The 26,963-nt window shown below is 43.9% G+C and carries 22 protein-coding genes; 16 read left to right on the top strand and 6 right to left on the bottom strand.

The genetic code is table 11. From position 1 onward, the window contains the following. Positions 1-33: 33 nt before the first annotated feature. The 5 genes from rppH to SNR28_RS23250 are packed head-to-tail and all read left to right on the top strand — an operon-like array spanning position 34 to position 5,308. Positions 34-552 (top strand): RNA pyrophosphohydrolase, encoded by a 519-nt coding sequence (rppH, locus tag SNR28_RS23270; RefSeq protein WP_375751249.1) that lies wholly within the window; start codon positions 34-36, stop codon positions 550-552. Positions 553-561: 9 nt separating this feature from the next. Further along, the gene (gene ptsP, locus SNR28_RS23265; protein ID WP_375751247.1) at positions 562-2,811 is read left to right on the top strand and encodes a phosphoenolpyruvate--protein phosphotransferase; all 2,250 of its coding nucleotides are present in this window, start codon (positions 562-564) and stop codon (positions 2,809-2,811) included. Between the two features lie 8 nt (positions 2,812-2,819). Next, positions 2,820-3,614, top strand: coding sequence for a sulfite exporter TauE/SafE family protein (locus SNR28_RS23260; RefSeq protein ID WP_375751245.1), 795 nt, complete (start codon positions 2,820-2,822; stop codon positions 3,612-3,614). Positions 3,615-3,638: 24 nt separating this feature from the next. Then, positions 3,639-4,454 carry a prolipoprotein diacylglyceryl transferase gene (lgt, locus tag SNR28_RS23255; RefSeq protein ID WP_375751243.1) on the top strand — a complete coding sequence of 272 codons (816 nt, stop codon included), beginning with the start codon at positions 3,639-3,641 and terminating at the stop codon, positions 4,452-4,454. Positions 4,455-4,456: 2 nt separating this feature from the next. Continuing rightward, entirely contained in the window at positions 4,457-5,308 is an 852-nt protein-coding gene (locus SNR28_RS23250; RefSeq protein ID WP_375751241.1) for a thymidylate synthase, read from the top strand. A 101-nt stretch (positions 5,309-5,409) separates the two neighbouring features. On the opposite strand, the gene SNR28_RS23245 is transcribed toward SNR28_RS23250, so the two are convergent. Further along, positions 5,410-6,552 carry a Na/Pi symporter gene (locus SNR28_RS23245; protein ID WP_375754154.1) on the bottom strand — a complete coding sequence of 381 codons (1,143 nt, stop codon included), beginning with the start codon at positions 6,550-6,552 and terminating at the stop codon, positions 5,410-5,412. A 377-nt stretch (positions 6,553-6,929) separates the two neighbouring features. Between SNR28_RS23245 and nhaR the strand changes: the two genes are divergently transcribed. Beyond that, positions 6,930-7,820: a transcriptional activator NhaR gene (nhaR, locus tag SNR28_RS23240; protein ID WP_375754153.1), complete on the top strand. Its 891-nt coding sequence runs from the start codon at positions 6,930-6,932 to the stop codon at positions 7,818-7,820. A gap of 133 nt (positions 7,821-7,953) precedes the next feature. Next, positions 7,954-8,250, top strand: a complete 297-nt coding sequence (locus tag SNR28_RS23235) for an ArsR/SmtB family transcription factor (protein WP_375751239.1) — start codon at positions 7,954-7,956, stop codon at positions 8,248-8,250. A 75-nt stretch (positions 8,251-8,325) separates the two neighbouring features. On the opposite strand, the gene rpsT is transcribed toward SNR28_RS23235, so the two are convergent. Further along, complete coding sequence (rpsT, locus tag SNR28_RS23230) at positions 8,326-8,586, bottom strand: 30S ribosomal protein S20 (protein ID WP_375751237.1); 261 nt, start codon at positions 8,584-8,586, stop codon at positions 8,326-8,328. 238 nt (positions 8,587-8,824) lie between these two features. Between rpsT and murJ the strand changes: the two genes are divergently transcribed. From murJ to ispH, 6 genes are all read left to right on the top strand, one after another. Then, complete coding sequence (gene murJ, locus SNR28_RS23225; protein WP_375751235.1) at positions 8,825-10,384, top strand: murein biosynthesis integral membrane protein MurJ; 1,560 nt, start codon at positions 8,825-8,827, stop codon at positions 10,382-10,384. A gap of 92 nt (positions 10,385-10,476) precedes the next feature. Continuing rightward, on the top strand, positions 10,477-11,412 hold the full coding sequence (gene ribF / locus SNR28_RS23220) for a bifunctional riboflavin kinase/FAD synthetase (RefSeq protein ID WP_375751234.1): 936 nt from the start codon (positions 10,477-10,479) through the stop codon (positions 11,410-11,412). 57 nt (positions 11,413-11,469) lie between these two features. Continuing rightward, positions 11,470-14,301, top strand: coding sequence for an isoleucine--tRNA ligase (ileS, locus tag SNR28_RS23215; protein WP_375751233.1), 2,832 nt, complete (start codon positions 11,470-11,472; stop codon positions 14,299-14,301). Beyond that, positions 14,301-14,804, top strand: coding sequence for a signal peptidase II (gene lspA, locus SNR28_RS23210; protein WP_375751232.1), 504 nt, complete (start codon positions 14,301-14,303; stop codon positions 14,802-14,804). Before ileS ends, lspA begins: the two co-directional genes overlap by 1 nt. A 109-nt stretch (positions 14,805-14,913) precedes the next feature. After that, positions 14,914-15,345 carry an FKBP-type peptidyl-prolyl cis-trans isomerase gene (gene fkpB, locus SNR28_RS23205; RefSeq protein WP_375751231.1) on the top strand — a complete coding sequence of 144 codons (432 nt, stop codon included), beginning with the start codon at positions 14,914-14,916 and terminating at the stop codon, positions 15,343-15,345. A gap of 23 nt (positions 15,346-15,368) precedes the next feature. Further along, positions 15,369-16,322, top strand: coding sequence for a 4-hydroxy-3-methylbut-2-enyl diphosphate reductase (gene ispH / locus SNR28_RS23200; RefSeq protein ID WP_375751230.1), 954 nt, complete (start codon positions 15,369-15,371; stop codon positions 16,320-16,322). Positions 16,323-16,709: 387 nt separating this feature from the next. Here the strand turns inward: ispH and SNR28_RS23195 are convergent, their stop codons facing one another. Beyond that, positions 16,710-18,194, bottom strand: a complete 1,485-nt coding sequence (locus SNR28_RS23195; RefSeq protein WP_375751228.1) for a carbon starvation protein A — start codon at positions 18,192-18,194, stop codon at positions 16,710-16,712. Between the two features lie 281 nt (positions 18,195-18,475). Between SNR28_RS23195 and SNR28_RS23190 the strand changes: the two genes are divergently transcribed. After that, a complete protein-coding gene (locus SNR28_RS23190; RefSeq protein WP_375751226.1) occupies positions 18,476-18,817 on the top strand; it encodes a DUF2799 domain-containing protein in 342 nt (113 codons plus the stop codon). 45 nt (positions 18,818-18,862) lie between these two features. Beyond that, positions 18,863-22,924, top strand: coding sequence for a response regulator (locus SNR28_RS23185; protein WP_375751225.1), 4,062 nt, complete (start codon positions 18,863-18,865; stop codon positions 22,922-22,924). Positions 22,925-22,963: 39 nt separating this feature from the next. On the opposite strand, the gene murQ is transcribed toward SNR28_RS23185, so the two are convergent. Continuing rightward, a complete protein-coding gene (murQ, locus tag SNR28_RS23180) occupies positions 22,964-23,884 on the bottom strand; it encodes an N-acetylmuramic acid 6-phosphate etherase (RefSeq protein WP_375751223.1) in 921 nt (306 codons plus the stop codon). Positions 23,885-23,897: 13 nt separating this feature from the next. Then, positions 23,898-25,016 (bottom strand): anhydro-N-acetylmuramic acid kinase, encoded by a 1,119-nt coding sequence (locus tag SNR28_RS23175; protein WP_375754152.1) that lies wholly within the window; start codon positions 25,014-25,016, stop codon positions 23,898-23,900. Between the two features lie 168 nt (positions 25,017-25,184). Here SNR28_RS23175 and nagZ point away from each other — a divergent pair, with 168 nt between their 5' ends. Further along, on the top strand, positions 25,185-26,168 hold the full coding sequence (nagZ, locus tag SNR28_RS23170; RefSeq protein WP_375751221.1) for a beta-N-acetylhexosaminidase: 984 nt from the start codon (positions 25,185-25,187) through the stop codon (positions 26,166-26,168). A gap of 67 nt (positions 26,169-26,235) precedes the next feature. On the opposite strand, the gene btsR is transcribed toward nagZ, so the two are convergent. Further along, complete coding sequence (gene btsR, locus SNR28_RS23165) at positions 26,236-26,961, bottom strand: two-component system response regulator BtsR (RefSeq protein ID WP_375751219.1); 726 nt, start codon at positions 26,959-26,961, stop codon at positions 26,236-26,238. Positions 26,962-26,963 lie beyond the last annotated feature (2 nt).

Below are 26,963 nucleotides of genomic sequence, written 5' to 3'. Positions count from 1 at the left end.
CATGCCAACAAAAAATTTTTTAGAGGTCGGCCAGTGATCGATGGCGATGGTTACCGCTTAAATGTGGGAATCGTAATATGTAACAACCATGGTCAGGTATTCTGGGCTAAACGATACGGACAACATTCCTGGCAATTCCCTCAAGGTGGAATTGATGATGGAGAAACCCCTGAACAAGCAATGTTTCGGGAGCTTTATGAAGAGGTTGGTCTTACAAAGCAAGACGTTAAGATCGTAGCAACAAGTCGTCATTGGTTAAGATATCGTCTACCAAAGCGACTGGTACGCTGGGACTCTAAACCCGTTTGTATCGGACAAAAACAGAAATGGTTTTTATTGCGCCTGGATTGTGATGAATCCAGAATCAATATGCAGCGTGGTAATACCCCTGAATTTGATGGTTGGCGTTGGGTAAGTTATTGGTATCCAGTGCGACAGGTAGTTTCATTTAAGCGAGATGTTTATCGACGTGCGATGAAGGAGTTTGCATCTTTAGCAATGCCCTTTAGAGAGCGAAAAGTTAAAGGCAAACGGAAAAATCGTAGGGGATAGATAAAGGTAATGCTTACTCAACTAAGGGACATAGTTGAAAATGTTTCCAAGTTTGATGACATTCATCAAGCTTTGGAGCTATTGGTAAGAGAAACCTGTCAGGCAATGCAAACGGAGTGTTGTACTGTCTATCTCGCAAATGATGAGAAACAACGGCTTGAACTGATGGCCACCCAAGGTCTGCAGTTTCAGGGCAATACCATCCACATAAGTTACGAAGAAGGATTGGTTGGTTTAGTTCGAAAGTCTGCTGAACCAATTAACCTTGTTGATGTTTCTTCACATCCAAACTATAAGTTCTTTCCTGAGCTGGGTGAGCACATTTATCACTCATTTCTTGGAACCCCTATTATTTATCGTAAACAAGTATTAGGTGTTCTGGTTATACAGCAGAAATCCCGTCGACTGTTTAGTGAGATGGAAGAGTCTTTCTTAGTGACTCTGGCGGCTCAGGTCGCTGTTATCATCGCGCATGCTCAAGCACAAGGTCATTGGCTACTTACAGAGAAACAATCAGAGTCTTATCAGGGTATCGCAGCATCACCAGGTGTTGCAGTTGGTACGTTTTGGTGGGACAACACCCAGCCAGAGTTAACCGACGTATATCCAGCCTCTACTTTGGATATCGAGCAAGAGCATGAATGGCTGTTACTTGCTATAGAAAGTGCCATCTCCGATTTCAGGAGAATGAGAAAGAAGCTTGATAGTGAGATAAATAAAGACGCGCTAGCAATATTCGACCTATTTACTCACTTGTTGAATGATCCAATGCTGCGCTCTGATTTAAAAGCGCAGATAAATAAAGGTGACAGAGCTGACTGGGCATTGAGACAGGTTGTTGAGAGTTATTCCAATCGATTCGCTCAGATGAGTGATGTCTACATGCGTGAGCGAGCTCAGGATATCAGGGAGCTTGGACAAAGGTTACTGTACTTCTTGCATAACTCCGAGGTAGGGCAGTTTGAGTTAGAACAACCAGTGATACTCGTCGTTCGTGAACTTACCGCGACACTTCTTGCTGGCATACCTAAAGAGAAGCTGCTTGCTGTTATATCGTTGGAAGGTGCGGCAAATTCTCATGCAGCGATACTCTCCAGAGCGCTAGGAGTCCCGGCTATTATGGGGGCAACCCTGGATCCTCTGTCTATCCACAATCGTACTGGTGTAGTCGATGGCTATAGCGGAGACATTCTGGTTGAACCTAACGCACAATTGCTTGCTGAGTATCAGTCTTTAATTGATGAAGAGTCTGAACTTTCGGAGCTGGTGGAAGGTGAGATTTCAGAAGCATCCTGCACCAAAGATGGCCGTGAAGTTGAAGTGTTGCTCAATGCTGGTTTAAGTGCTGATACCAATATCGCGATTAACAGCGGGGTTAATGGTGTTGGATTGTACCGAACAGAGATTTCATTTCTGCTGCAACACCGCTTTCCTTCCGAAGAAGAACAAACCAAGCAATACAGAAGTGTACTGAAGACATACAGCGATAAAAAAGTAGTAATGCGTACCTTAGATGTTGGTGGAGACAAAGCATTACCTTACCTTCCTATAGAGGAAGATAACCCTTTCCTCGGTTGGCGAGGTATCCGGTTTACACTTGATCACCCTGACATCTTCCTGATTCAGTTGAGAGCGATGCTCAAAGCCAGCGTTGATTTTGATAACCTTCAGATACTTCTTCCAATGATCTCAAGCACGCAAGAGCTTGATGATGCATTGAGCTTTATAGAGCAAGCCTATGAAGAAGTCTTAGCGATTAAACCTAATGTCGCTAAACCCTTGATAGGGATTATGGTTGAAGTACCTTCAATGATTTACCTGCTCCCGCATATCGCGAGTAAGGTGGATTTTGTTTCTGTAGGTAGTAACGACCTGACCCAATACTTATTAGCGGTGGATCGCAATAATGCACGTGTATCTGATGTGTATGAATCGATTCATCCGGCCGTCATCATGGCATTGAAACAGATAATCGAAACCTGCGATCAATATAACCTTCCAGTAAGTGTTTGTGGTGAGTTAGCTGGTGATCCGGTGGGAGCATTATTGCTTGTTGGTATGGGGTATCGCTCACTCAGTATGAACACCTCAAACGTCGCCAGAATAAAATATCTGCTCAGAAAATCTGATTCGAATGAGTTGAAGCAACTTGCTGACAACGCATTGATGCAATCCTACAGCCAAAGCACTTATAATATCGTGCTTCAATATCTGGAAGACAAAGAGCTTGCCGGATTCACTCGTGCTGGTAAAAGGTAAACTGAAACTTGAACATTGAACTTATTGCTCTTCTGCTTGGGCTTGGCGCTATTGTCGGGTGTATGGCGGGATTGCTGGGCATTGGTGGTGGACTCATTGTCGTCCCCGCACTGATGTTTATTCTTCCTTTAGCCGGGGTAGGTGCAGACATTGTTATGCATATTGCGCTGGCAACATCTCTGGCAACGATCATTCTTACTTCTGGTTCTTCTGCTTTCAATCACCTTAGACTTGGCAATATCAGTTTGTCGGTTGTGCGTTGGTTGATACCGGGTGTTATTGCCGGAGGCTTTGCGGGCTCCTACATTGCTGAGTTGATTCCATCTGAAATGCTACCCAAAGTATTCGGTATTATTGTCGCGTTTCTGGCACTACAAATGATGCTTTCAGTCAGGTTTCAAAAGGTAAAAGCGGCGCCGACAGCGAAAATGAACTTAGGTTCTGGACTTGTTATCGGAACGATTTCGACGTTAGCCGGTATTGGTGGCGGGTCATTGATTGTACCCTATTTGAGTCGGTACGGGCTCGAGATGCGAAAAGCGATTGGTACGGCTTCTTTGTGCGGTGGCGTTATCGCATTGTCCGGCATGATCGGCTATATTCTTCACGGCACTGGCTCGGAAGCTCTGCCTGATTATTCTGTAGGTTATGTTTATCTTCCTGCTTTATTGGCAATTTCAGGAACTTCTGTTCTGACCACCAAAGTAGGTGCGCACCTTACAACTAAACTACCAACCAAAGCATTGAAGAAGATATTTGCAGTATTCTTGCTTTTTGTTGCTGTTAAAATGCTACTTTCCTAGGAAATACCTGACTAAGAGTATTATATGTCTCAAACATTTATTGAATTTCCACAAATCGATCCGATTCTGTTTTCTTTAGGACCTATTTCTGTCCGCTGGTATGGGTTGATGTACCTGTTTGGTTTTATGTTTGCTTTATGGCTTGCCAATAAAAGAGCAGACAAAAAAGGCAGTGGCTGGACCCGAGAGCAAGTCTCTGATCTACTTTTTGCCGGATTTCTGGGAGTCGTCATTGGTGGGCGTGTAGGTTATGTTCTGTTTTATAACTTCCCTCTGTTTCTTGATGATCCGCTGTACCTGTTTAAGGTCTGGACTGGTGGTATGTCATTCCACGGAGGTTTGCTAGGTGTTATTACAGCAATGGCCTGGTACGGCTATCGAAATGGCAGAAGCTTCTTTAATGTTGCTGATTTTATTGCTCCTCTCGTCCCTTTCGGGTTGGGCATGGGGCGCATCGGTAACTTTATGAATGATGAGCTTTGGGGGCGTGTAACGGATGTTCCTTGGGCTGTTCTATTTCCAAGCGGTGGTTATTTGCCACGTCATCCATCCCAGCTGTATGAGTTTGCGTTGGAAGGTATTGTACTTTTCTTCATCCTGAACTTTTTTATTCGTAAAGGCAGACCAGAAGGAGCGGTATCAGGTTTATTCCTTATCGGTTACGGTGCATTCAGATTCTTCGTTGAGTATTTTAGGGAGCCAGATGCTCATCTGGGGCTTTTTGGCGATTTCATCTCTATGGGACAGATTTTATCTTCACCAATGATCATTATTGGTGTCGCTATTATGGTTTGGTCTTACAAGAAAGAGAGCAAACTGGTTGCAAATAATAAGGGTTAGTTGTGAAACAGTATTTAGATTTATGCCAGCGCATTGTTGATGAAGGTGTCTGGATTGAAAATGAAAGAACAGGTAAGCGTTGTCTAACCGTTATTAATGAAGATTTAACTTACGATGTAGGTAACAATCATTTCCCATTGGTGACTACTCGTAAAAGCTTCTGGAAAGCTGCGGTTGCGGAGCTTCTCGGTTATATCCGCGGCTACGATAACGCTGAAGATTTCAGAAAGCTAGGTACAAAAACCTGGGATGCAAATGCTAACCTCAATGAAGCATGGTTGAATAACCCGTATCGTAAAGGTGAAGACGATATGGGCCGTGTATACGGCGTTCAGGGAAGAGCCTGGGCTAAGCCTGATGGCGGACATATTGACCAGCTGAAAAAGATTGTTGATGACCTTTCCAACGGAATAGATGACCGTGGAGAAATTTTAAACTTCTATAATCCGGGTGAGTTCCACATGGGCTGTTTGCGCCCTTGTATGTACAGCCACCATTTCTCTTTGCTAGGGGATACTCTGTACCTAAACAGCACTCAACGTTCTTGTGATGTCCCTCTAGGGCTCAATTTTAATATGGTTCAGGTCTATGTGTTCCTGGCGCTAATGGCTCAGATTACAGGCAAGAAGCCGGGTAAAGCTTATCATAAACTCGTAAATGCCCATATTTATGAAGATCAGCTGGAGCTAATGCGCGATGTGCAGCTTAAACGTGAACCACTCACACCGCCTCAGTTTAAGATTAACCCGGATATCAAATCGCTTGAAGATTTGGAAACTTGGGTAACGCTAGATGATTTTGAAGTGATAGGGTATGAATCTCACGAAGCGATTAAGTATCCGTTCTCTGTTTAGCGTTTAGATTCCGGCGTAAAACAGCTATCCACAAAATTAAAAATCCCCGTACCAGAAGGTGACGGGGATTTTTTATATCTAGTCCTGTTTCTACTAAACCATTAGGTCGTAAAGAACAGAATAGTACCTGGCATGATAATAAAGATGGTAAGCAGGTATGCAGCAACAATTGATTTGTTCTTAACTGCAGCATCTGAGATAAAGTCAGCACCTTTCACAGGAAGCTCTCTAAGGAACGGAATACCAAAGATGACAACAGTAGCTGTGATGTTGAAGATTAGGTGTACCAGAGCGATTTGAAGCGCGAATACCGCGTACTCGCCTGAGACTGCAGTTGCTGCCAGAAGCGCTGTGATACATGTACCGATGTTTGCACCTAGAGTAAATGGATAAACTTCACGTACTTTCAGTACACCAGTACCTACAAGCGGAACCATTAGACTTGTTGTAGTAGAAGAAGACTGAACCAGAATAGTTACAATAGAACCAGAGAAGATACCGTGAACAGGGCCACGACCGATAGCGTTCTTCAGGATCTCTTTTGCACGGCCAACCATCAGGCTCTTCATTAGTTTGCCCATCACAGTGATGGCGATGAAGATGGTAGCGATACCCAGAACAATCAGAGTGACACCAGCTGCAACGTTACCGAAGTCCATTAGAGGCCCTTTAATAGCGTTGATCACAGGCTTAGTCATTGGCTTGATGAAGTTCAGACCTTTCATGCTCATGTCGCCAGTCGCTAACATAGGAGATACCAGCCACTCTGAGGCCTTCGCAAAGAAACCAAAGATCATTTCCAGAGGTAGGAAAATAGCAACTGCTAATAGGTTGAAGAAGTCATGAATAGTTGCGCTGGCAAATGCACGCTTAAACTCATCTTTGTTTCTTACATGCCCTAAGCTAACCAAGGTGTTTGTTACAGTAGTACCAATGTTTGCACCCATGATCATTGGAATAGCAGTTGCAACAGGCAGACCGCCAGCTACAAGGCCAACAATGATTGATGTTACTGTACTCGAGGATTGAATAAGTGCTGTCGCAACCAGGCCTATCATAAGGCCTGCGATTGGATGAGAAGCAAATTCAAATAACGTTTTTGCCTGCTCGCCTGTCGCTAATTTAAAGCCGCCACCTACCATTGATACAGATAGAAGTAGTAGGTACAGCATAAACGCCAGGTTTATCCAACGAAGCCAGCGGTTACCACCGTTTGAAGTTGCCGCTGTTGTCGCTTGATTCATCATAATTCTCCGGGACCTTTACTTTAATTTGGTCGGTTAATTTATCTGTTCGCGATAGTAGTGAAGGAATATTTCACTAATATTACAGTTTTATAAAAGGTTTGGGAGGCCGGTTTGTACCATAAGCAATCGTTTTTCTGCAAGTGATTAATGGTTATCTGATTGATATTTAATGATTTAAAGTTTTTTTCTAGAGAGCTGTTAAAGAGATTTTTCTAAAAAAAATGACAAAAGTTTGATGATAAATATGTCATATATAGCTTGTATATACGGAATTTATTTGATGTATTTCCAATAATGTTTCGTAAAATTCGAAGTGTTATGATTTTTGGCGACGATGAGATATGATGGACCTAAAAGGATTTCAGGTATCAAATATGTCTCACCTAAACTACAACCATCTTTATTACTTTTGGATGGTGTGTAAGCAAGGCTCAATTACCAAAGCCGCAGACGCACTCTTTTTAACTCCTCAAACAGTCACCGCACAGATAAAAGCCCTGGAAGAGAGAGTAAACGGCAAACTAACGAAGCGAAATGGCAGAAGTGTAGAGCCCACTGAGTTGGGACAACTTATATATAAGTATGCTGATCGCATGTTCGGGCTCAGTTATGAAATGCTCGATATCGTTAACTACAGTCAGCGCTCAAATGTACTGTTTGATGTTGGTGTGGCGGATGCACTCTCTAAACGACTCGTAAGTAAAGTGTTGATGAGCACAATCCCAGAGGATAAAAGCATACATTTACGTTGTTTTGAGTCGACACACGAACTTCTTCTGGAGCAGCTCTCACAACATAAACTGGATATGATTCTTTCTGACTGCCCGGTTGACTCGGGAAAAAGCCCAGGGTTGTACAGCAAGAAGCTAGGAGAGTGTCGTTTAAGCTTTTATACCTATGGACAGCTTGGTAACGAAACTTCCTTTGAAACTTTACTGGAGAGAAAGCTACTTATTCCCGGAAGCCGGACATCAATGGGAAGAAAAGTAACTCAGTGGTTTGAGCAACAGGGCATTCAACCCAATATTCTTGGCGAGTTTGATGATGTTGCGCTTATGAAAGCGTTCGCCAGATATAATCCAGAGGTAATATTTTTGGCACCGACACTATACATGACTGAGGTTGGGTCAGAGTTACCGTTGCAAAAAATTGGAGATGTACCTGAGCTTGAAGAAGAGTATTACGTCATATTTGCCGAACGAATGATTCAACATCCAGCAGTTAAAAGTGTTTGTGAAGCAGATTTCGGTCAACTGTTTGACTAGGCGCACTGCTTTGAACTTTAACAAATGAGCGTATTGTATTAAGATTCAAGGTCTTTAATTTATATAATTATCCAGACAGAGGGTAAACCACATTGAGTACCTCTGTAGTCTGTACCAAACTGGAGACGAGTTAATGAACTTACAGGATATGGAAAAAAACTCACCTAGAGCCGTTGCGCTGTTAAAAGCGATGGCAAATGAGAGACGATTACAGATTTTGTGTATCCTGCATGATACAGAGCTTTCTGTTGGGGAGCTGTGTCAAAAGCTTAACCTGAGCCAGTCGGCTTTATCTCAACACCTTGCATGGTTGAGACGAGATGGGTTGGTTTCTACTCGTAAAGAAGCGCAGACTGTATACTACTCTCTTCATAGCATGGAAGTGAAAGAGATGATTCATCTGCTTCACAAGTTGTATTGTGCGGCTTAATGATTGAGTAAGCTAAATAACAGATATAAAAAAACCGGCGAGAGCCGGTTTTTTCTTGCTTGAATCAAACTCAGATTATAGAGCTTTGATTGCAGCAGAGAAGCGAGACTTATGACGCGCAGCTTTATTCTTGTGAATAAGGCCTTTAGTTGCCATACGGTCTAGGATTGGTGTAACTGCAGCGAATGCAGCAGTTGCAGCTTCTTTATCGCCTGCTTCGATAGCAGCGATTGTTTTCTTCATGTAAGTGCGCATCATAGAACGACGGCTAGCGTTGTGCTGGCGACGTTTCTCAGCCTGGATAGCGCGCTTCTTAGCAGATTTACTGTTTGCCAAGGGTCTAACTCCCAAAAACTTTAGTTCGGTGACAATTTAAGGCGGAGGAATATGCCTCTTTATCGCCTGAATGTCAAATGATTTGTGCAAAAACCCGTCTAACCCACACAAATTTTGGATTAGTTTGGTTAACGCGGTTAAGATGGCGGGGATTCTAACAGTATTTTTATACCATTGCCATCAATTCTGGTTGTAATTAGCAGTCAGTTGTAATTGATGGCATTTATTCGAGGTTTACGTGAGTAAAAGACTTCTTAAGTCAGGTTTGGTAGTAAGCGCTATGACATTAGTGTCTCGAGTGCTTGGCTTGGTTCGGGATGTAGTTGTAGCCAACTTAATGGGGGCTGGTGCTAGTGCCGATGTATTCTTTTTTGCTAATAAAATTCCTAATTTCCTACGAAGACTGTTCGCTGAAGGAGCATTTTCTCAAGCATTTGTCCCTGTACTCACGGAGTATCAGGCTCAAGGGGATGATGAAAAGACGCGCCAGTTAATTGCGAGAGTATCAGGAACACTTGGTGTTCTGGTGACTATTGTTACTCTTGTTGGTGTCCTGGGGTCTGGTGCAGTGACGGCTCTGTTTGGTGCTGGTTGGTACATCGACTGGTTAAATGATGGGCCTTCGGCACACAAGTTTGAACTTGCCAGTTTTATGCTAAAGATTACTTTCCCTTATCTTTGGTTTATCACCTTTGTTGCTTTATCAGGGGCGATTCTGAATACCTTGGGTAAGTTTGCGGTCTCGTCATTTACCCCTGTTTTTCTAAACGTAATGATCATTACGTCTGCGGTTTTTATTGCACCGAAATTAGCTCAACCGGAAGTAGGGCTTGCAATAGGTGTTTTCCTTGGCGGTTTAGTCCAGTTTTTGTTTCAGATTCCCTTCCTTATTAAAGAGGGTGTGCTTGTCAAACCACAATGGGGGTGGCGTGACCCTGGCGTTGTCAAAATCCGTACACTGATGATTCCCGCACTTTTTGGTGTTTCTGTCAGTCAGATTAATCTTCTATTTGATACCTTCATTGCTAGTTTTCTGGAAACGGGCTCTATCAGTTGGCTCTATTACTCTGATCGATTGTTAGAGTTTCCTCTTGGACTGTTTGGTATTGCTATAGCGACTGTGATTCTGCCAACACTTTCTAGAAAGCATGTCGATGAGCATAGTGATGCATTCTCTCATACGATGGACTGGGGAGTGCGTATGGTTATTCTCCTTGGTTTCCCGGCAATGTTAGGTTTGATAGTGCTGGCCAAGCCAATGCTAATGGTACTATTTATGCGGGGAGAGTTTACACCGCATGATGTTCAGCAAGCGTCACTTTCTTTAACGGCCTACGCAGCTGGCTTATTGAACTTCATGCTTATTAAAGTTCTGGCACCGGGGTACTACTCGCGTCAGGATACAAAAACGCCAGTCAAATATGGCATCATCGCGATGGCTTCTAATATGGTGTTTAACGCGATATTTGCCTACTTTTACGGTTACGTAGGTTTAGCGATTGCAACCGCTCTGTCTGCCTTTGTAAACATGTCCTTACTTTACCGAGGGTTACATATTGCGGGTGTATACAAGGTGTCTAAAGAGACACTATTGTTTGTAGCCCGGATTGTCGTTGCTGGTGGCGCTATGGTGGCAGCTATTTTGTGGCAACTTGATGATATAAACATTTGGTTGACCTGGAGTGCGATGGAGCGAGTTATGATGCTCGGATTAATGATTGGAGTCGGTGGCCTGACATATGTTGTTTGTGCTGTGCTATTTGGTATTAGGTTCCGTCATTTGAAAGCCTCTGCCTAGTAGGCATGGGCTGTCGATTAGTATATAATCCGTCGGTTTCAGACAAGTCATATACTTAAGTAAAATAATAACTAAGTTGGTAGCAGATCCGAATGGAACTGATTCGAGGCATTCATAACATTAAATCGCAGCATAAAGGCTGCGTACTTACGATCGGTAATTTTGATGGTGTCCACTTGGGGCACCTAAAAGTGCTTGCTCAGGTTTCTGAAAAGGCAAAGTCACTTGATCTACCTTCCGTTGTAATGACCTTTGAACCTCAGCCAATGGAGTTATTTGCTAAGCAAAAAGCACCAGCACGACTAACCAGGCTGCGTGATAAACATGTTCAGCTCAGCAAACTGAAAATTGACCGACTATTGTGCGTCAATTTCAATCGCGAGTTTGCGGACATGCCCCCAGAAGATTTTATTGAAAAACTTTTGGTTGATCAGTTGGGCATCAGGTTTCTTGTTGTAGGGGATGATTTCTGTTTTGGCAGAGATCGTGCGGGCAATTTTGAAATGCTAAAAGAAGCTGGTCAAAAATACGGTTTTGATGTGGTGAGTACGAATAGCTTTTGTGTCCGTGAACAGCGTGTTAGCAGTACTAAAATACGTGAAGCACTGGCACAGAATAATCTCGCTGATGCCGAAATGATGCTGGGTAGAGCCTATAGCATAAATGGCCGTGTTGCCCATGGTCGCAAACTTGGTAGACAACTTGGCTTCCCTACTGCTAATGTGCCGCTTAAACGATGTGTATCACCAGTATCGGGTGTATATGTTGTAAAGGCTCATGGCTTGGGAGACAAGCCAATTGGTGGGGTCGCTAATATTGGTCAGCGACCAACTGTGAATGGTGTACGCCAGCAACTTGAAGTGCACTTGTTTGATTTTAATGCCGATTTATACGGAAAACAGATTGAAGTTGCTCTGCTTAAAAAGATCAGAGAAGAACAAAAATTTGAATCTGTTGAAGCACTGAAAACACAAATTGAATTGGATGCTGAGGCAGCAAGGGTGTGGCTGCAGCAGCTAGAGAGTTAGCCGAGCTTCGACTAACGTAATGTCTAACTTCGCCCAATATAATGGAATCAAGAATCGATGACTGACTATAAAGATACCCTGAACTTACCAGAAACAGGGTTTCCAATGCGCGGTAATCTGGCAAACAGAGAGCCAGAGATGCTTAAGCGTTGGTACAAAGAAGACCTTTACGGTGAAATCCGTAAAGCTAAGAAAGGCAAAAAATCTTTCGTATTACACGATGGCCCTCCATATGCCAACGGTGATATTCACATTGGTCACGCGCTAAACAAGATTCTTAAAGACATTATTATTAAATCCAAAACACTTTCAGGTTATGACGCCCCTTACATACCTGGCTGGGACTGTCACGGTCTTCCTATCGAGCTAATGGTAGAGAAGAAAGTCGGCAAACCGGGTCAGAAGGTTACTGCTGCTGAGTTTCGCGAGAAGTGTCGCCAATATGCTGCTGGTCAGGTTGAAGGCCAGAAAGAGAGCTTTAAGCGTCTTGGTATTATGGGTGAGTGGGATAAACCTTATCGCACAATGGATTTTGATACTGAAGCGAACATCATCCGTGCACTTGGCAAGATTGCTGATGAAGGCCACCTGCTAAAAGGTTTCAAACCTGTTCACTGGTGTACAGACTGTGGCTCTGCACTTGCGGAAGCTGAAGTTGAATATAAAGATAAAGTTTCACCGTCTATCGATGTGAAGTTTGGCGCTGCTGATGAAGCGGCTGTACTAGAGAAATTCTCTTTTGCAGATGGTCATCAGGGTGAAGGCGATATCTCTATCGTTATCTGGACAACAACACCTTGGACACTGCCTGCTAACCGTGCAGTAGCGGTTCGTGCAGATCTTGAATACGTTATGATTCAGGTTGAAGGTGAGAACAAGCAGCGTCTGATTGTTGCATCTGAGCTAGAAAAAGATGTGATGGATCGTACCGGTATTGAGCACTACCACAACCTTGGCTTCTGTAAGGGTACCGACTTAGAGCTGGTTCGTTTTAACCACCCGTTCTACGATTTCGATGTGCCTGCAATCCTTGGTGATCACGTAACGACAGATTCTGGTACTGGTGTTGTACACACTGCCCCTGGCCACGGTCAGGAAGACTTCGCAGTAGGTCAGCAATATGATCTTGAAGTTGCTAACCCAGTTGGTTCTAACGGTGTATTCCTTCCGGATACAGAGCTGTTTGCCGGTCAGCACGTATTTAAAGCGAATGATTCTGTTCTTGAAGTACTTAAAGAGCGTGGCGCTCTGCTTCATCATCACGCTTATGAGCACAGCTACCCGCATTGCTGGCGTCACAAGACTCCAATCATCTTCCGTGCAACACCTCAGTGGTTTGTATCGATGGATCAGGCTGGTCTTCGTGCTAAGGCGCTTGAGTCAATTAAAGGCGTTCAGTGGATGCCTGACTGGGGTCAGAGCCGTATCGAAGGCATGATCGAAGGTCGCCCTGAGTGGTGTATATCTCGTCAGCGTACATGGGGTGTGCCAATCGCTCTGTTTGTACACAAAGAGACATCTGAACTTCATCCAAACACTTCAGAGCTTATCGAAAAAGTAGCTAAGCTGGTTGAAGAGAAAGGTATTCAGGCATGGTGGGATGTTGATTCTGCTGAGCTAATGGGTGAAGAAGACGCACAGAACTACGAAAAAGTTCTGGATACGCTGGACGTATGGTTCGACTCTGGTGTAACTCACTATGCAGTTGTTGATAACCGTGAAGAGTTCAACGGGGCAAGTGCGGATATGTACCTTGAAGGTTCTGACCAGCACCGTGGTTGGTTCCAGTCTTCACTGATCTCTTCTATCGCAATGAAGGGTGAAGCTCCATACAAGCAAGTACTTACTCACGGTTTCGTTGTTGATGGTCAGGGCCGTAAGATGTCTAAGTCTATCGGTAACGTGGTTGCACCGAAAGATGTGACTAACAAGCTAGGTGCTGACATTCTTCGCCTGTGGGTAGCGTCTACTGACTACACTGGTGAAGTAGCCGTATCTGACGAAATTCTTAAACGCAGTGCTGACGCATACCGTCGTATCCGTAACACCGCTCGCTTCTTCCTTGCTAACCTGAACGGCTTCAACCCGGAAACAGATATCGTTCCTGTTGAAGAGATGGTTGCTCTGGATCGCTGGGCAGTAGATCGTGCACAAGCAGCACAGGAAGAGATTGTTAAAGCTTACGATGAGTACAACACACACGGTGTAACTCAGCGTCTGATGCAGTTCTGTTCTATCGAAATGGGTTCATTCTACCTGGATGTAATCAAGGACCGTCAGTACACAGCTAAACTTGGTGGCCATGCGCAGCGTAGTTGTCAAACAGCACTGTACTACATCGTTGAAGCTTTGGTTCGCTGGATGGCACCTATTATGTCGTTTACAGCAGATGAAATTTGGAACCAAATGCCAGGTGAGCGTGAGAAGTTCGTGTTTACTGGTGAGTGGTTCGAAGGTCTGTTTGGCCTGGCTGAAGGTGAAGAGCTGAACAACGAATTCTGGAATGATGCTCAGGCTGTTCGCGGGCAGGTGAACAAGCTACTTGAAGCAGCTCGTAACGAGAAAGTAATCGGTGGTGCGCTTCAGGCTGAAGTTACACTATATGCTGACGATGCACTTGCAGCGAAACTGAACAAGCTTGAAGATGAGCTACGTTTTGTTCTTCTGACTTCTAAAGCAGAAGTTAAACCTCTAAGCGAAAAATCAGATGCAGCACAGGCAACTGAGCTTGAAGGTCTGTTTGTAGAAGTTAAGGCTTCAGAAGCAGAGAAGTGTGACCGTTGTTGGCATCATGTTGCTGATGTTGGCACTATCGAAGGACATGAGAAGATCTGTGGCCGCTGCGTATCAAACGTAGACGGCGAAGGTGAAGAGCGTAAGTTCGCTTAATGAGCAGTTCTTTGTCATTAAAAGAATCTGGAGTTCGCTGGCTGTGGCTGGCGGCTCTGATTTTTATACTGGATATCGGTATCAAGTTTCTGGTTATGGGAAACATGGGTTATGGCTGGGCGAACCGCATTGAAGTTCTGCCTTTCTTTAATCTTCTTTATGTTCATAACTATGGTGCGGCATTTAGCTTTCTAAGCGATCAGGCTGGCTGGCAACGATGGTTCTTTACGGCCATAGCTTTTGTTGTATGCGGCATGCTGACGTTCTGGATGCGCAAACTCCCGGTTACAGACAGGTGGAACAACATTGCTTACGCATTCATCATTGGTGGTGCGGTTGGGAATGTGTTTGACCGTGTTGTGCATGGCTATGTTGTGGACTATCTGGATTTCTTTTGGGGAACCTATCACTGGCCAGCGTTTAACCTTGCAGACTCAACGATCTGTGTAGGTGCTGCGATGATCATTCTTGATAGTTTCCGTAAAGATAAAGACACTGAATAAAAGCTGAACATATAAGCAGAATATCCATAAGCGCTGTCGGTTGATTCCGGTGGCGCTTTTGTCTATAAAGGCTACTGACTATTACAATAATGATCCCAAGGAAGATAACGTGACAACAATAAAAAATGATTCAGCTGTAACTCTTCATTTTGAAATAAAGCTAAAAGACGGCTCTATTGCCGATAGCACTCACTCTATGGGTAAACCCGCTAAGCTGATTATTGGTGATGGTAGCTTGAGTGATAACTTTGAAAGCCATTTATTAGGACTATCAACAGGCGATAAAAGCAGTGTTGACCTAAAAGCAGAAGATGCATTTGGTATGCCTAACCCGGATAATATCCATCATATGGATAGGGCGAAATTCGTTGGTGATACAGCGGTAGAAGTTGGTACTATCATGGCATTCAGAGGCCCTGACGGAATGGAAATCCCAGGGATTATTAAAGAGATTCAAGGCGATTCGGTAACGGTTGATTTCAATCATCCTCTAGCCGGTCAAGACCTGACATTTGAAGTAGAAATATTGTCCGTTGAGTAAACGAGACTAAACAGAGCAATAAGATGAGTGAAAACAAAAAAATATTACTGGCAAACCCTAGAGGTTTTTGTGCAGGAGTAGACAGAGCGATCAGTATAGTAGAGCGAGCTCTGGAAATGTACGAACCACCTATCTATGTTCGTCATGAAGTTGTACACAACCGCTTTGTTGTTGAAGGTTTGAAACAGCGTGGCGCAATATTTGTTGAAGAGCTTAATGAAGTACCGGATGACAATATTGTTATCTTTTCTGCGCATGGTGTCTCTCAGGCTGTTCGTCAGGAAGCGAAGGCTCGTGCTTTAACGGTTTTTGATGCAACGTGTCCACTGGTAACCAAGGTTCATATGGAAGTTGCGCGAGCAAGCCGCAAGCATATGGAAGTGGTTCTTATCGGTCATGCAGGACATCCGGAAGTTGAAGGTACTATGGGTCAGTACGATAGTGACCAGGGTGGTATGTATCTGGTGGAGAGGCCAGAAGATGTAGAGAAACTATCAGTTAAGAACCCGTCGAATCTGCATTACGTAAGCCAAACAACGCTTTCTGTAGACGAAACTGCAGATGTTATCGATAAGCTACGTGAAGTGTTCCCGGATATTCAGGGCCCGCGTAAAGATGATATCTGCTACGCAACTCAAAATCGTCAGGACGCTGTACGTGAACTGGCGAATGATGTTGATGTGGTAATTGTGGTTGGTTCAAAGAACTCTTCTAACTCTACTCGTCTTAAAGAGCTGGCAGAAAAGCTAGGTACTCCAGGCTATCTGACAGATTGCCCGGAAGATATTTCAGCTGAGTGGCTGGAAGGAAAGGGTAAAATTGGAGTGACTGCTGGTGCTTCTGCACCTGAAGAGCTTGTAAACCAGATTATCGACCGGGTAAAAGAGCTTGGTGCTTCTGAAGTTGAAGAACTGACTGGTCGTGAAGAGAATATGTTCTTTGAGGTTCCGAGGGAACTTCAAGTAAAGAGCGTTTAATCACAACCACTTAAACAGCAAAGCAAATCGTCAGGGATTAGGTTAATACTTCTCAGGTCGCCGTAGATACTTCCATGTAGGCTTGGATGCAGCATCCATGCTGCAAACACCTGATAAGTACCAACCTAACCCCAACCGCACATGCATGGCGCATACCATTGAGTACAAGAATATCTGTTGCTAGTTAGGTAGGTTTACCGGAGTGCTCTACGGGGCAAACATGCAAAGTGAAGAAGTTGAATCTCAACGAAATAACGGCTTATGCGGTTAGCGGAAGAGAGGATTCTGGTAATCATGCCGGTGATGCTAGTTACACGAAAAAGGGCTCCGCAATCCAATTGCGGAGCCCTTTGAGTATCAGTTGTCAAGGGAGGTGACTATAACTGATTAAACTGTTTCTGGTTTAGCTTCTGGCTTTTCTTCATCAGCAAGGTCAGTTTCACCTTTACCTTTAGAAGTTTTGATAACGTAAGCACAGATGCCTGCTGCTGCAACAACACCGATGATAGTTGCTGTAGCGATTGGAAGACCGAAGCCCAGTTTCGCACTGCTCATGATGAAAGATACACATACAGTTGTCATGAATAGAGCTGGTACAGTCGCAATCCAGTGTAGTTTGTTGTGACGTAGCAGGTAAGCTGACGCAGTCCATAGCATGATAGTTGCCGTTGACTGGTTAGCGAAGCCGAAGTAACGCCAGATTACACCGAAGTCTACTTGAGTCAGGATTGCACCGATTACGAATAGTGGTACAGCCATCATCAGACGCTTAGGAAGAGTCTTCTGACCGATGTTAAAGTACTCAGCAAGAATCAGACGGCTTGAACGGAACGCTGTGTCACCTGAAGTGATAGGCAGAATAACTACGCCTAGGAACGCTAGGATACCACCGAATGTGCCTAGCAGACCGAATGCAGACGAGTAAACCACGTTACCTGGGCCACCCGCTTTAACTGCTTCCTGAAGACCAGCAATACCGTCGAAGAAAGTAAGAGCAAGAGTACACCAGATGATAGCGATGATACCTTCACCGATCATTGCTCCGTAGAATACGAAACGACCGTTCTTCTCATTTTCCATACAACGAGCCATCAGAGGAGACTGAGTTGCGTGGAAACCTGAGATAGCACCACAAGCGATAGTGATAAATAGTGCAGGCCATAGAGGCAGGTTGTTAGGGTTCATGTTAGAGAACATGTCGCTAACTGTGAAACCACCAAGTACAGTGTGCTCAGCAGATACGCCAACAGCGATCATCAGACCAACAGACATGAATACTAGTAGTGCACCAAAGAATGGGTAGAAGCGACCGATGATCTTATCAACAGGAACGATAGTAGCGATGATGTAGTAAGCAAAGATTGCAACAACCATTACAATTTTAGTTACGCCAAGATCAAGCTGTTCGTTTGCAAGGTTAGTTAACATACCTGCAGGAGCAGATACGAATACAACACCAACAAGAAGCAGTAGTACGATAGCAAAGATGTTCATAAAGTGCTTAGCACCGTTGCCTAAGTAGCGACCGGTAATAGAAGGAATCGAAGCACCATTGTTACGTACAGAAAGCATACCTGAGAAGTAATCGTGTACCGCACCAGCGAAGATACAGCCGATAACAATCCAAAGTAGAGCCGCAGGGCCGTACAGAGCACCCATGATTGGGCCAAAGATTGGACCTACACCCGCAATGTTCAGTAGCTGCACAAGGTAAACTCGAGGCGTTGACATTGGTACATAGTCGACACCGTCATTCATTACATGCGCTGGAGTTTGGCGTTTTTCGTTGATACCAAATACTTTTTCAACAAAGGCACCGTAAATAAAGTATCCAGCAATCAGAGCTGCGATACAGAATAGAAACCACATCATAATAGTTGTCCCACGTAAGTTTAATTATATAGTTCATGGTCAATATTAAAGCGATGCATTGATAGATTCATTAACAGGCAGTGTTAGTGGTGTTATAGAGAACTAAGCGGTCAATAAACGAAGTAAGTGGTTTTGAAGAAAGATAAAGGAGATGTGGCTCACAAGCTGACTTCTTTATGATACAGGTTAATAAAATCAGAATGTTATATAACATTTCTGTTGTTGTTCCCTAAATTGAGAGCTAGGCTTGTTAGCAAACTCTAAATTTTAAAAGGACAAAAATGAAGACGTTTATAGCCTTATTGCTTGGTTTAGTGGCACTAACAGGGTGTAGTGCTGGGCTTGAAGATCTCGCTGCTAAAGGTAATTGGAAAGAAATAGGTTATCGGGACGGTATAAAGGGCCAGCCACCTCGTAACCATAGACAGTTAGCTGAACTTGGGGTTGCAAATCAGGGGCAATACGATCAGGGGTATCTAGAGGGTGTCAGCGAGTACTGCAACCCAGATTTTGCCTATCAAATGGGGCTTTCAGGTCACTACTATGAAGGCGTCTGTGAAGGTACGGAGCAGGCACAGAAGTTTCGTATGGAATGGCAACGAGGTTGGAACGAAAGTAATTAACGCTTCAGTTAGGCAAATAACACAGCCAGGTATGGATGACTATTTATGGTTATTGAGGATTTGTATCGAAAAGGGCAGTACTTAATTGGCTTTGTAACACTTTTGATATTTGTGTTTTTCGGAGCGTTAATTTATTGGTCAGGTTTGGTCTTTACTACCATCGATAGATTTTCAGCCACATCAGAATTAACTCTGATGATGGATAATGCCAGGCTGAGTGAGCTTAGTTATGTTCGTGACAATGATAGAGAAGGCGCTCAAAAAACCGAGTTAGAGATAGGGCGCTTGATTCAAAAGCTAGAGTCTCTAAAGTCGGAAGCGGCAATATTGGATACCGAAACTCAGCTTGCCTTTCAGCAGTTCTACGATCAAGTCATTACTTATCGGGACAACTTCACTTATTTTGTGGAGCTGCGAAACTCTTCACGTGATATCAGACAAAGTATGAGCCGACATGAGTTGGATGCGGCAGTTTCGATCCGGCTTCTTTATGGGTACCAGAAGAAATATATTAAGCACGTCAATCTCTCGATAGAAAGGCTGAAAAAAAGGCAGTCAGAGGTCACGGATAACACATCCATGTCCAATGACATAATTATCAATGCTCTGAATCTTAGGTTTAATCAACTCACTTTTCTCTCAGACCCAACACAAGGGCTTCTCAATCTATTGTATCGTGAATTGAATGAAATCAGCTTTTCTGGATTCACTCTCCAAACTCGCATTAAAGACTCAACCAGCCTTCAGTTATTAGGAGAGCTTGATGCTGCATATCAAACTTATAAGGAAACGTTAGACCTGATTCAGGCTGCCATAAACGAGGGAAAACGGCTGAACAAATCCTCTTCATTGCTTGTTCGCCTGGAACAATCGCTAGACACATTGATAAGTACAGCTTATAGCCTGCGAAATAACCAAAATAATGTTGTAGATGCTATTCACCAGTCTTTAGACGCTAAGCAACTGGAGCTGAATGAACTGGTGAAAATTTCCGGAGCGACAGAGGCTTTAGCTGCTCGATATGAACGACTACGCCAGACAGAAAAAAACTATGCGCAAGTAAAGTCTATTGATTCGCGGGTGCACTATTCGAAGTCAGTAGTTGAATCCATGCTAGAGGTCATAACTATCGCTGACGGCTTGTCAGGTCAGCTCTATAACATTAATGATATCAAAGCATTCTCTTCGTTTATCCCAAGCTTAGAACACTACTTAAGTGGATATAAAAAGCTGGTTGAGACTGAAATAAACGAGATCAACACCAGCTCAGATATGATTACCGCTGCACTGGAGTCAGACTATATCTTACGGCAGTTTCTCGATGACAGACTGGTGAGCATAAATGTGTTGAGCGATATGTCTGACTATCTTATCTATATCATTCTTGTTTTCACCATCACCATGCTTTGGCTAATGGTTATCATCCGTCGCTCTCAATCCAACCTGAATTCACTGAATATCAGCCTAAAGCAAGCGAAAGAAGAAGCGGAAGATAAGCACCTGTTGCTTACAACATTATTTAACAGCATTCCAGACATTATCTTTATTAAAGATAAAGACAGTCGATATATTGATGTAAACCACCAATTTTCGACATTGGTTGGAAAGCCAGCTGTTGAGGTGGCCGGGTTAACCGACGATGATTTGTTTGATCAAGATACTGCTCAACGAATTCAGGAAGACGATAAACGAGTTGTTCGGACCAGATCGACTCAACAGTTTGAGGTGTGGATACCGGATACTACGCTTGGTGATGAACTTGTTCCATTTGATTTGGTTCAAACGCCGTTAATGAGTGCAGAAGGTTCATTGAAAGGAACAATGGGCATTGCTCGTAATGTTAGTGAGAGAAAAGCACAGCAGCAGGCGTTAAAGCAGTCTATGCAGCAAGCAGAAGACGCAAACAAAGCTAAGTCCGACTTTTTGGCGAACATGAGCCATGAAATACGTACCCCTATGAATGCCATTCTTGGCATGAGCCACCTGACGCTTGAGACTGATTTAACAACAAAACAACGCAATTACGTAGAGAAACTTCATCGGAGTGCGGAGTCTCTGTTGGGTATCATCAATGACATTTTGGACTTCTCTAAGATAGAAGCCGGTAAGATGGATCTAGAAAGCATAGAGTTCAGGTTGGAAGATGTATTTGAACAATTAGCCAATATTGTTGGCTTGCGTGCTGAAGAGAAAGCTCTTGAATTCCATTTTGATATTCCGGGTAATCTGCCAACCGCACTTATTGGCGACCCTCTCAGGCTTGGTCAGGTTCTTACAAACCTGGGAAATAACGCTGTGAAGTTTACTGAACGAGGAGGTGAGGTCGTCATTAAAGTTATCGTTCTTGCAGAAGATAACGAAACACTTCACCTTCGCTTCGAGGTGAGTGACTCAGGCATAGGAATGACGGATGAGCAGGTGAGTCGGTTATTCCAGTCATTTTCTCAGGCAGATACTTCTACAACCCGGAAGTACGGTGGTACTGGTCTGGGTCTCACAATATCAAAGAACTTGGTCGAGATAATGTCGGGAGAGATCGGCTGTGAAAGTGTCGCTGGAGAAGGCAGCACCTTCTACTTTTCTATTCCGCTATTCAAACAGAAGCAGCAGTCTTATATTAAAGAAGAGATCGCAGCGGAATTAGGGGCTCTTAAAGTCCTGATTGTTGATGACAATAACACATCAAGGGGGATATTTACTCAGCTTCTGAGTAATTTTGGCTTCTATTCTCAGGCGGTTACTGGTGGTAAAGGGGCGCTGCAGGTGTTGGCTAATGCAGAGTCAAAAGCACCATTTGACCTGGTACTTATGGATTGGGATATGCCGGGAATGGATGGAATAGAAACCATACATCAGATTCGACAGGCGCAAAACATCTCTCTAAAACCAGAAATTATCCTTATGACCTCTCATGGCAGAGAAAGCCTGACTGAAGTAGCAGAAGATCTTGGCATTGGTGGATTGATATCGAAACCTGTGACACCTTCAACACTGCTCGATTCTGTTTTGCTGGCTATGGGTAAAGAGGCAATGGCAGAGCACAAGGAGCAGGTCACTAGCAGCACTCTATTGGAGGCGAAAGCTGCGCTACATGGTGCTAGCATTTTATTGGTAGAGGACAATGAGATTAATCAGGAGCTTGCATTAGATCTTCTGTCCGGCAACGGAATGAAGGTAAAGGTTGCAGGTGATGGTCAGCAGGCTATCACCTTGTTAGCTGAGCATGACTTCGATGGCATCTTAATGGATTGTCAGATGCCGATTATGGATGGTTACACTGCGACTAAAGAGATTCGGAAACTACCCAAATACAAGGATCTTCCTATTATAGCTATGACGGCAAATGCCCTTGTCGGGGATAGAGAAAAAGTGCTGGAAGTTGGGATGGATGACCATATATCCAAGCCGATTGACATTGAAAGTATGTTTAGAACCATGGCGAAATGGATTCATCCTTCTGAATCAAGTGGTGACACAGATACCGATATCAATAAACCAAAAAATGAAGCACTACCTTTTGATGGCATTTTAGGAATAGATATAGAAAATGGCCTCAAGCGAACTCAGGAAAACAGGGAACTATATCTAAAGCTGTTGAATCATTTTTTGAGTAACGGTCGAACCTTTATTTCTGACTACAGCTCTGCCAGAGAAAGAACAGATGACATTGATGCTGCAGTTCGAGTAGCACATACATTAAAGGGAGCTGCAGGAACTATAGGGGCGTCTGAGATCTTTGATGCTGCAGAAAAGCTTGAACTCGCATCTAAGGATGGAATGCCTAATTTAGATAGTTTGCTGACAGAATTAGAACAGGTTTTAGAGCCAACTCTAATAGACTTGAGTGATAAGTTAGCATTAGTTACAAGTAAGGCTGATTACGATTTTGATAAAGCCAAGGTTGAAGCTCTGATTGAGCAGCTTGAAAGTCAAATCGCTGAATATGGTACAGAGGCATCGGCTACAGCGGAAGAGCTAGAAAAACTTTTGGCGGATACTCCGTATGCGGATTCTTTTAGAGAAGTCTCTACATCGGTAAGTATGTATGATTTTGATGTTGCCGGTTCTGCTCTTTCTCATTTCAGGTCGAAGCTCCTGTCTGAGTAACTCGGGTGTGTTGGAACCGGCACTAGAGGGTATCTAGGCTTAGCTTTGGTTTTCTACAGCTGCTCTTAAAAAGCCTTGTTGTTTGTCCAGTTGCTCTCTTGCTTCTTTTAGATCTAAGCCAGTCAGAATCATCAGGATAGAGAGCTTAACATCGAACTCGGTTTTACTGAGTATCTTACGGGCAGTATCTGCATCACAGTCTGTTGCCTGCATGACGATTCTTGAAGCGCGAGCGGTTAGTTTTTTGTTTGTCGCTTTTACATCAACCATCAGGTTTTGGTAACTCTTCCCTAGGCGAATCATGCTAGCAGTGGTCAGCATATTGAGTATTAGCTTTTGCGCAGTCCCTGACTTAAGTCTCGTTGACCCTGTTAATGCTTCGGGTCCGACTATTGGATTAATGGCAATCTTAGCAATGTGGGCGATTTCTGACCCTGGGTTACAAGAAATAGCTACGGTAGCTGCACCCAAAGAGTTTGCATATTCGAGCCCACCTATTACGTATGGGGTTCGTCCACTAGCTGCCAAACCGACTAGTACGTCGTCTTTGGAAAAGTCGATTTCTTTCAGGTCTTCGACACTTAATGTACGTGAATCTTCAGCGCCTTCTACTGCTTTGAAAATGGCTCCGTGTCCCCCGGCAATAAGCCCGATAACCATTTCATCTGACACACCAAATGTAGGAGGGCACTCTGAAGCATCAAGGATACCCAGGCGACCACTGGTTCCTGCTCCAAGGTAGATCAACCGACCACCTTGATTGAAAGCCTCTACGATCTTATCAACTGCTTCAGCAATTTCCGGCAACACCTTTTCTACAGCTTCAGGTACCTGCTTATCTTGTTGATTCAACTTCGTTACTATCTCTATCGAGGGTAGTAAATCTATATCCATAGTCGCTGGGTTTCTTCCCTCAGAAATAAGGTTTGAAAGTGCTGAAATTAACGCGTCATTAGCCATCTGAAACTCTCAATTAGTCTGCCGGATAAATAACACCAAGTGATGCTTGCTTTGAAGCACCGGTGACTTCCGGAAGGTTGCTTGGAAGGTTGTGAATGCGCCTTTGGGCAAGCCAGGCAAATGCCATTGCCTCCATATGGTCGCTATCCACTCCTTTATTGTCTGTTGTTGTTACCTGCCACCCAGGGAGGTGCAGCTTTATTCTTTCCATTAATAACTGATTCTTTGCCCCCCCTCCGCATACGAGCAGCTCCGGGGCAGGCCCCGATGAGTATTTCGTAACTTCGTTGCAGATGGTAACGGCAGTAAACTCAGCGAGGGTTGCCTGAATGTCTTCGGGGTGAAAGCTACCCTCAAAACTGTCTAGTTGATTTATTAGCCATGGAAGGTTGAACAGCTCTCTGCCTGTGCTTTTAGGGGGAGTAAGGTTGAAATATCCATCATTACATAGGCTATCTAATAGTTCGTCTATACAGTTACCAGTGCGGGCAAACTCTCCATCTTTATCGAACCTTTTTCCAAGTTTTTTCTCTATCCAGGCATCCATCAACATATTACCGGGGCCCGTATCGTAGCCCAGTGTTGGCTTGTCTGGTTGCATAACCGATATATTGGCGATGCCCCCAATATTAAGGACAACGACAGAGGACTCTTCTGCATGAAAAATAGTGTGATGAAATGCAGGAACGAGCGGTGCTCCCTGACCACCCAATGCCATATCTTTTCGTCTGAAATCTGCAACCGTCTTTATTCCGGTTTTTGCCGCAATGATATTGGCATCACCGAGTTGTAGTGTGAAAGGGTCATCACCATAGGGCTGGTGGAAAACTGTTTGTCCATGATTTCCGATAGCGGTAATGTCTTCTGCTCTGAAATGAGATTTATCTAAAAGCTGAATGACAGCTTTAGCGAAAAGTTGTCCCAGATGGTGATCAAGTTTTCCAACCTGTCTTAGTGTGGTTTCCTGACCAAGGCACACGGTCAGTAACTCTTGTTTTAACTCTTGCGGCAGAGGGTAAACGTCGTGAGACAGAAGTTCAATTTCTGAACCTTCAATACGAACCAGTGCAGTATCCACACCGTCCATGCTTGTTCCTGACATCACACCAATGTAGAGTTCACCTGTATCCATTACACTCATGCCTCGGTTTACCTAAATCAACAGAAGTTAAAGATTCTATCTTTACGCTGGTATTGTAAAGTCAAATTAGCGTAACAACAGACACTTAGATGAGATTTTGATTACGAAGACCAGAAATTTGAGGAAAATAATGAGAAGAATGCAAGTCAGGAGATAAAAATGGGACCACTTTGGCTAGATGTGGAAGGTTGCGAGCTAAATCAGGAAGATCGAGAGATCCTTGAACACCCAACGGTTGGTGGCGTGATTCTTTTTGCGAGAAACTATCATGACAATCAGCAGCTTATTGCACTCAACAAGGACATTCGAAAAAGTGCTCGTAAACCGATATTAATTGGTGTCGATCAGGAGGGCGGAAGGGTCCAACGCTTCAGAGATGGTTTTTCTTTGATTCCCCCTGCAAAAGCTTATGCAGAACAAAAAAATGGCGAAGCAGTTGCTAAGCAAGCAGGCTGGTTAATGGCAGCAGAGCTGATTGCTCACGACATCGATATTAGCTTTGCTCCTGTGCTGGATCAGGGCCATGATTGCAAAGCTATTGGTAATCGGGCATTTGGCTCTGATTTTGACACCATAATCAAACACAGTACAGCGTTTATGGAAGGGATGAAGTCGGTCGGAATGGCAACGACGGGCAAACACTTTCCAGGCCACGGTGGTGTTATTGCGGATTCTCATCTGGAGACTCCATATGATATTCGCCAGGATATTTTTGAACGTGACATGGCGATATTTAAGACCCAGATAAATGCCGGCACACTAGATGCCATGATGCCAGCACATGTGGTTTTTCCTGAGTATGATGACAAACCCGCTAGTGGTTCAGAATACTGGTTGAAAGAGGTACTTAGGAATAAGCTTGGGTTTAAAGGTCTCGTGTTTTCAGATGACTTAAACATGGAAGGCGCATCTGTGATGGGCGGTGCTGCTGAACGCTCTAAACAAGCTCTGAAAGCGGGTTGTGATATGGTTTTGATGTGTAACAACCGCAAATATGCAGCGGAAGTACTGGATAACTTAGAAGTGATGGAAGTTCCTCAGGCTCACGGTCTTATCAAACAACGCTCATTTACTCTGGATGAGCTGAAGTCCTCTGAGGAGTGGAAGCTCGCAAGTGAAGCGGTAAAGAGAGTGTTGTCTTGATTTAATTAATAAAGGCTGATGTGAATCAGCCTTTATTGGTCTAGTTTGCCTGCTCATTAATGGGTGATTATCCAATACCCAATTTCTCTTTTAGTACTTTCAGGTATCTTCTGCTCACAGGAATTTCATGGCTACTTAGAGTGATAATCTCTGCGAGTCCATTTTCAAGCAATTTGATCTCTTTTATCGCTGACGTATTTACAAGATATTGTCGATGGCAGCGCAACAAGTCTGTCTTTTCTTCCAGAGTCTTCAACGTTAGTTGAGTTGTCGCATTTTGCTGTGAACTTTGGATATGCACACCACTGATATCGCTGAAAGCAAATTCGACATCTTTCGTTGGAATAATCACGATTCGGTTCAGGCCAATACAAGGTATTTGTTCAAGTGTAGGAGGGGAGATAGTTGAGAGATCCTGAACTTCGGCCTCTTTGCTCTGCTGTTTTATGATTCGGCAGATAGTTTTTTCTAATCGTTTTGGATCAACCGGCTTTAATAAGTAGTCGAAGGCGTTGTCTTCGAAAGCTTGAATTGCGTAGCTATCAAAGGCGGTAACAAAGACTACATAAGGCATGTTTTCGGGATCCAGCATTGCCAACAATTCGATACCTGTTACCTGAGGCATCTGTATATCAAGGAAGACGATGTCAGGCTTAATGGCGTTTATTTTTTTAAGACCTTCGATAGCATTGCTGGCTTCGTCAACAACCTGAATTTGCTGATTTTGTTGAATCAACTCGGTTAACTCTTCTCTGGCTAAAAGCTCGTCATCAATGACGATAGCAGTAAGCATGA

The organism is Vibrio iocasae (genome assembly GCF_042245395.1).
GTDB classification, from domain to species: Bacteria; Pseudomonadota; Gammaproteobacteria; order Enterobacterales; family Vibrionaceae; genus Vibrio; species Vibrio iocasae.
This window is presented reverse-complemented; position numbering and strand designations above follow the sequence as displayed.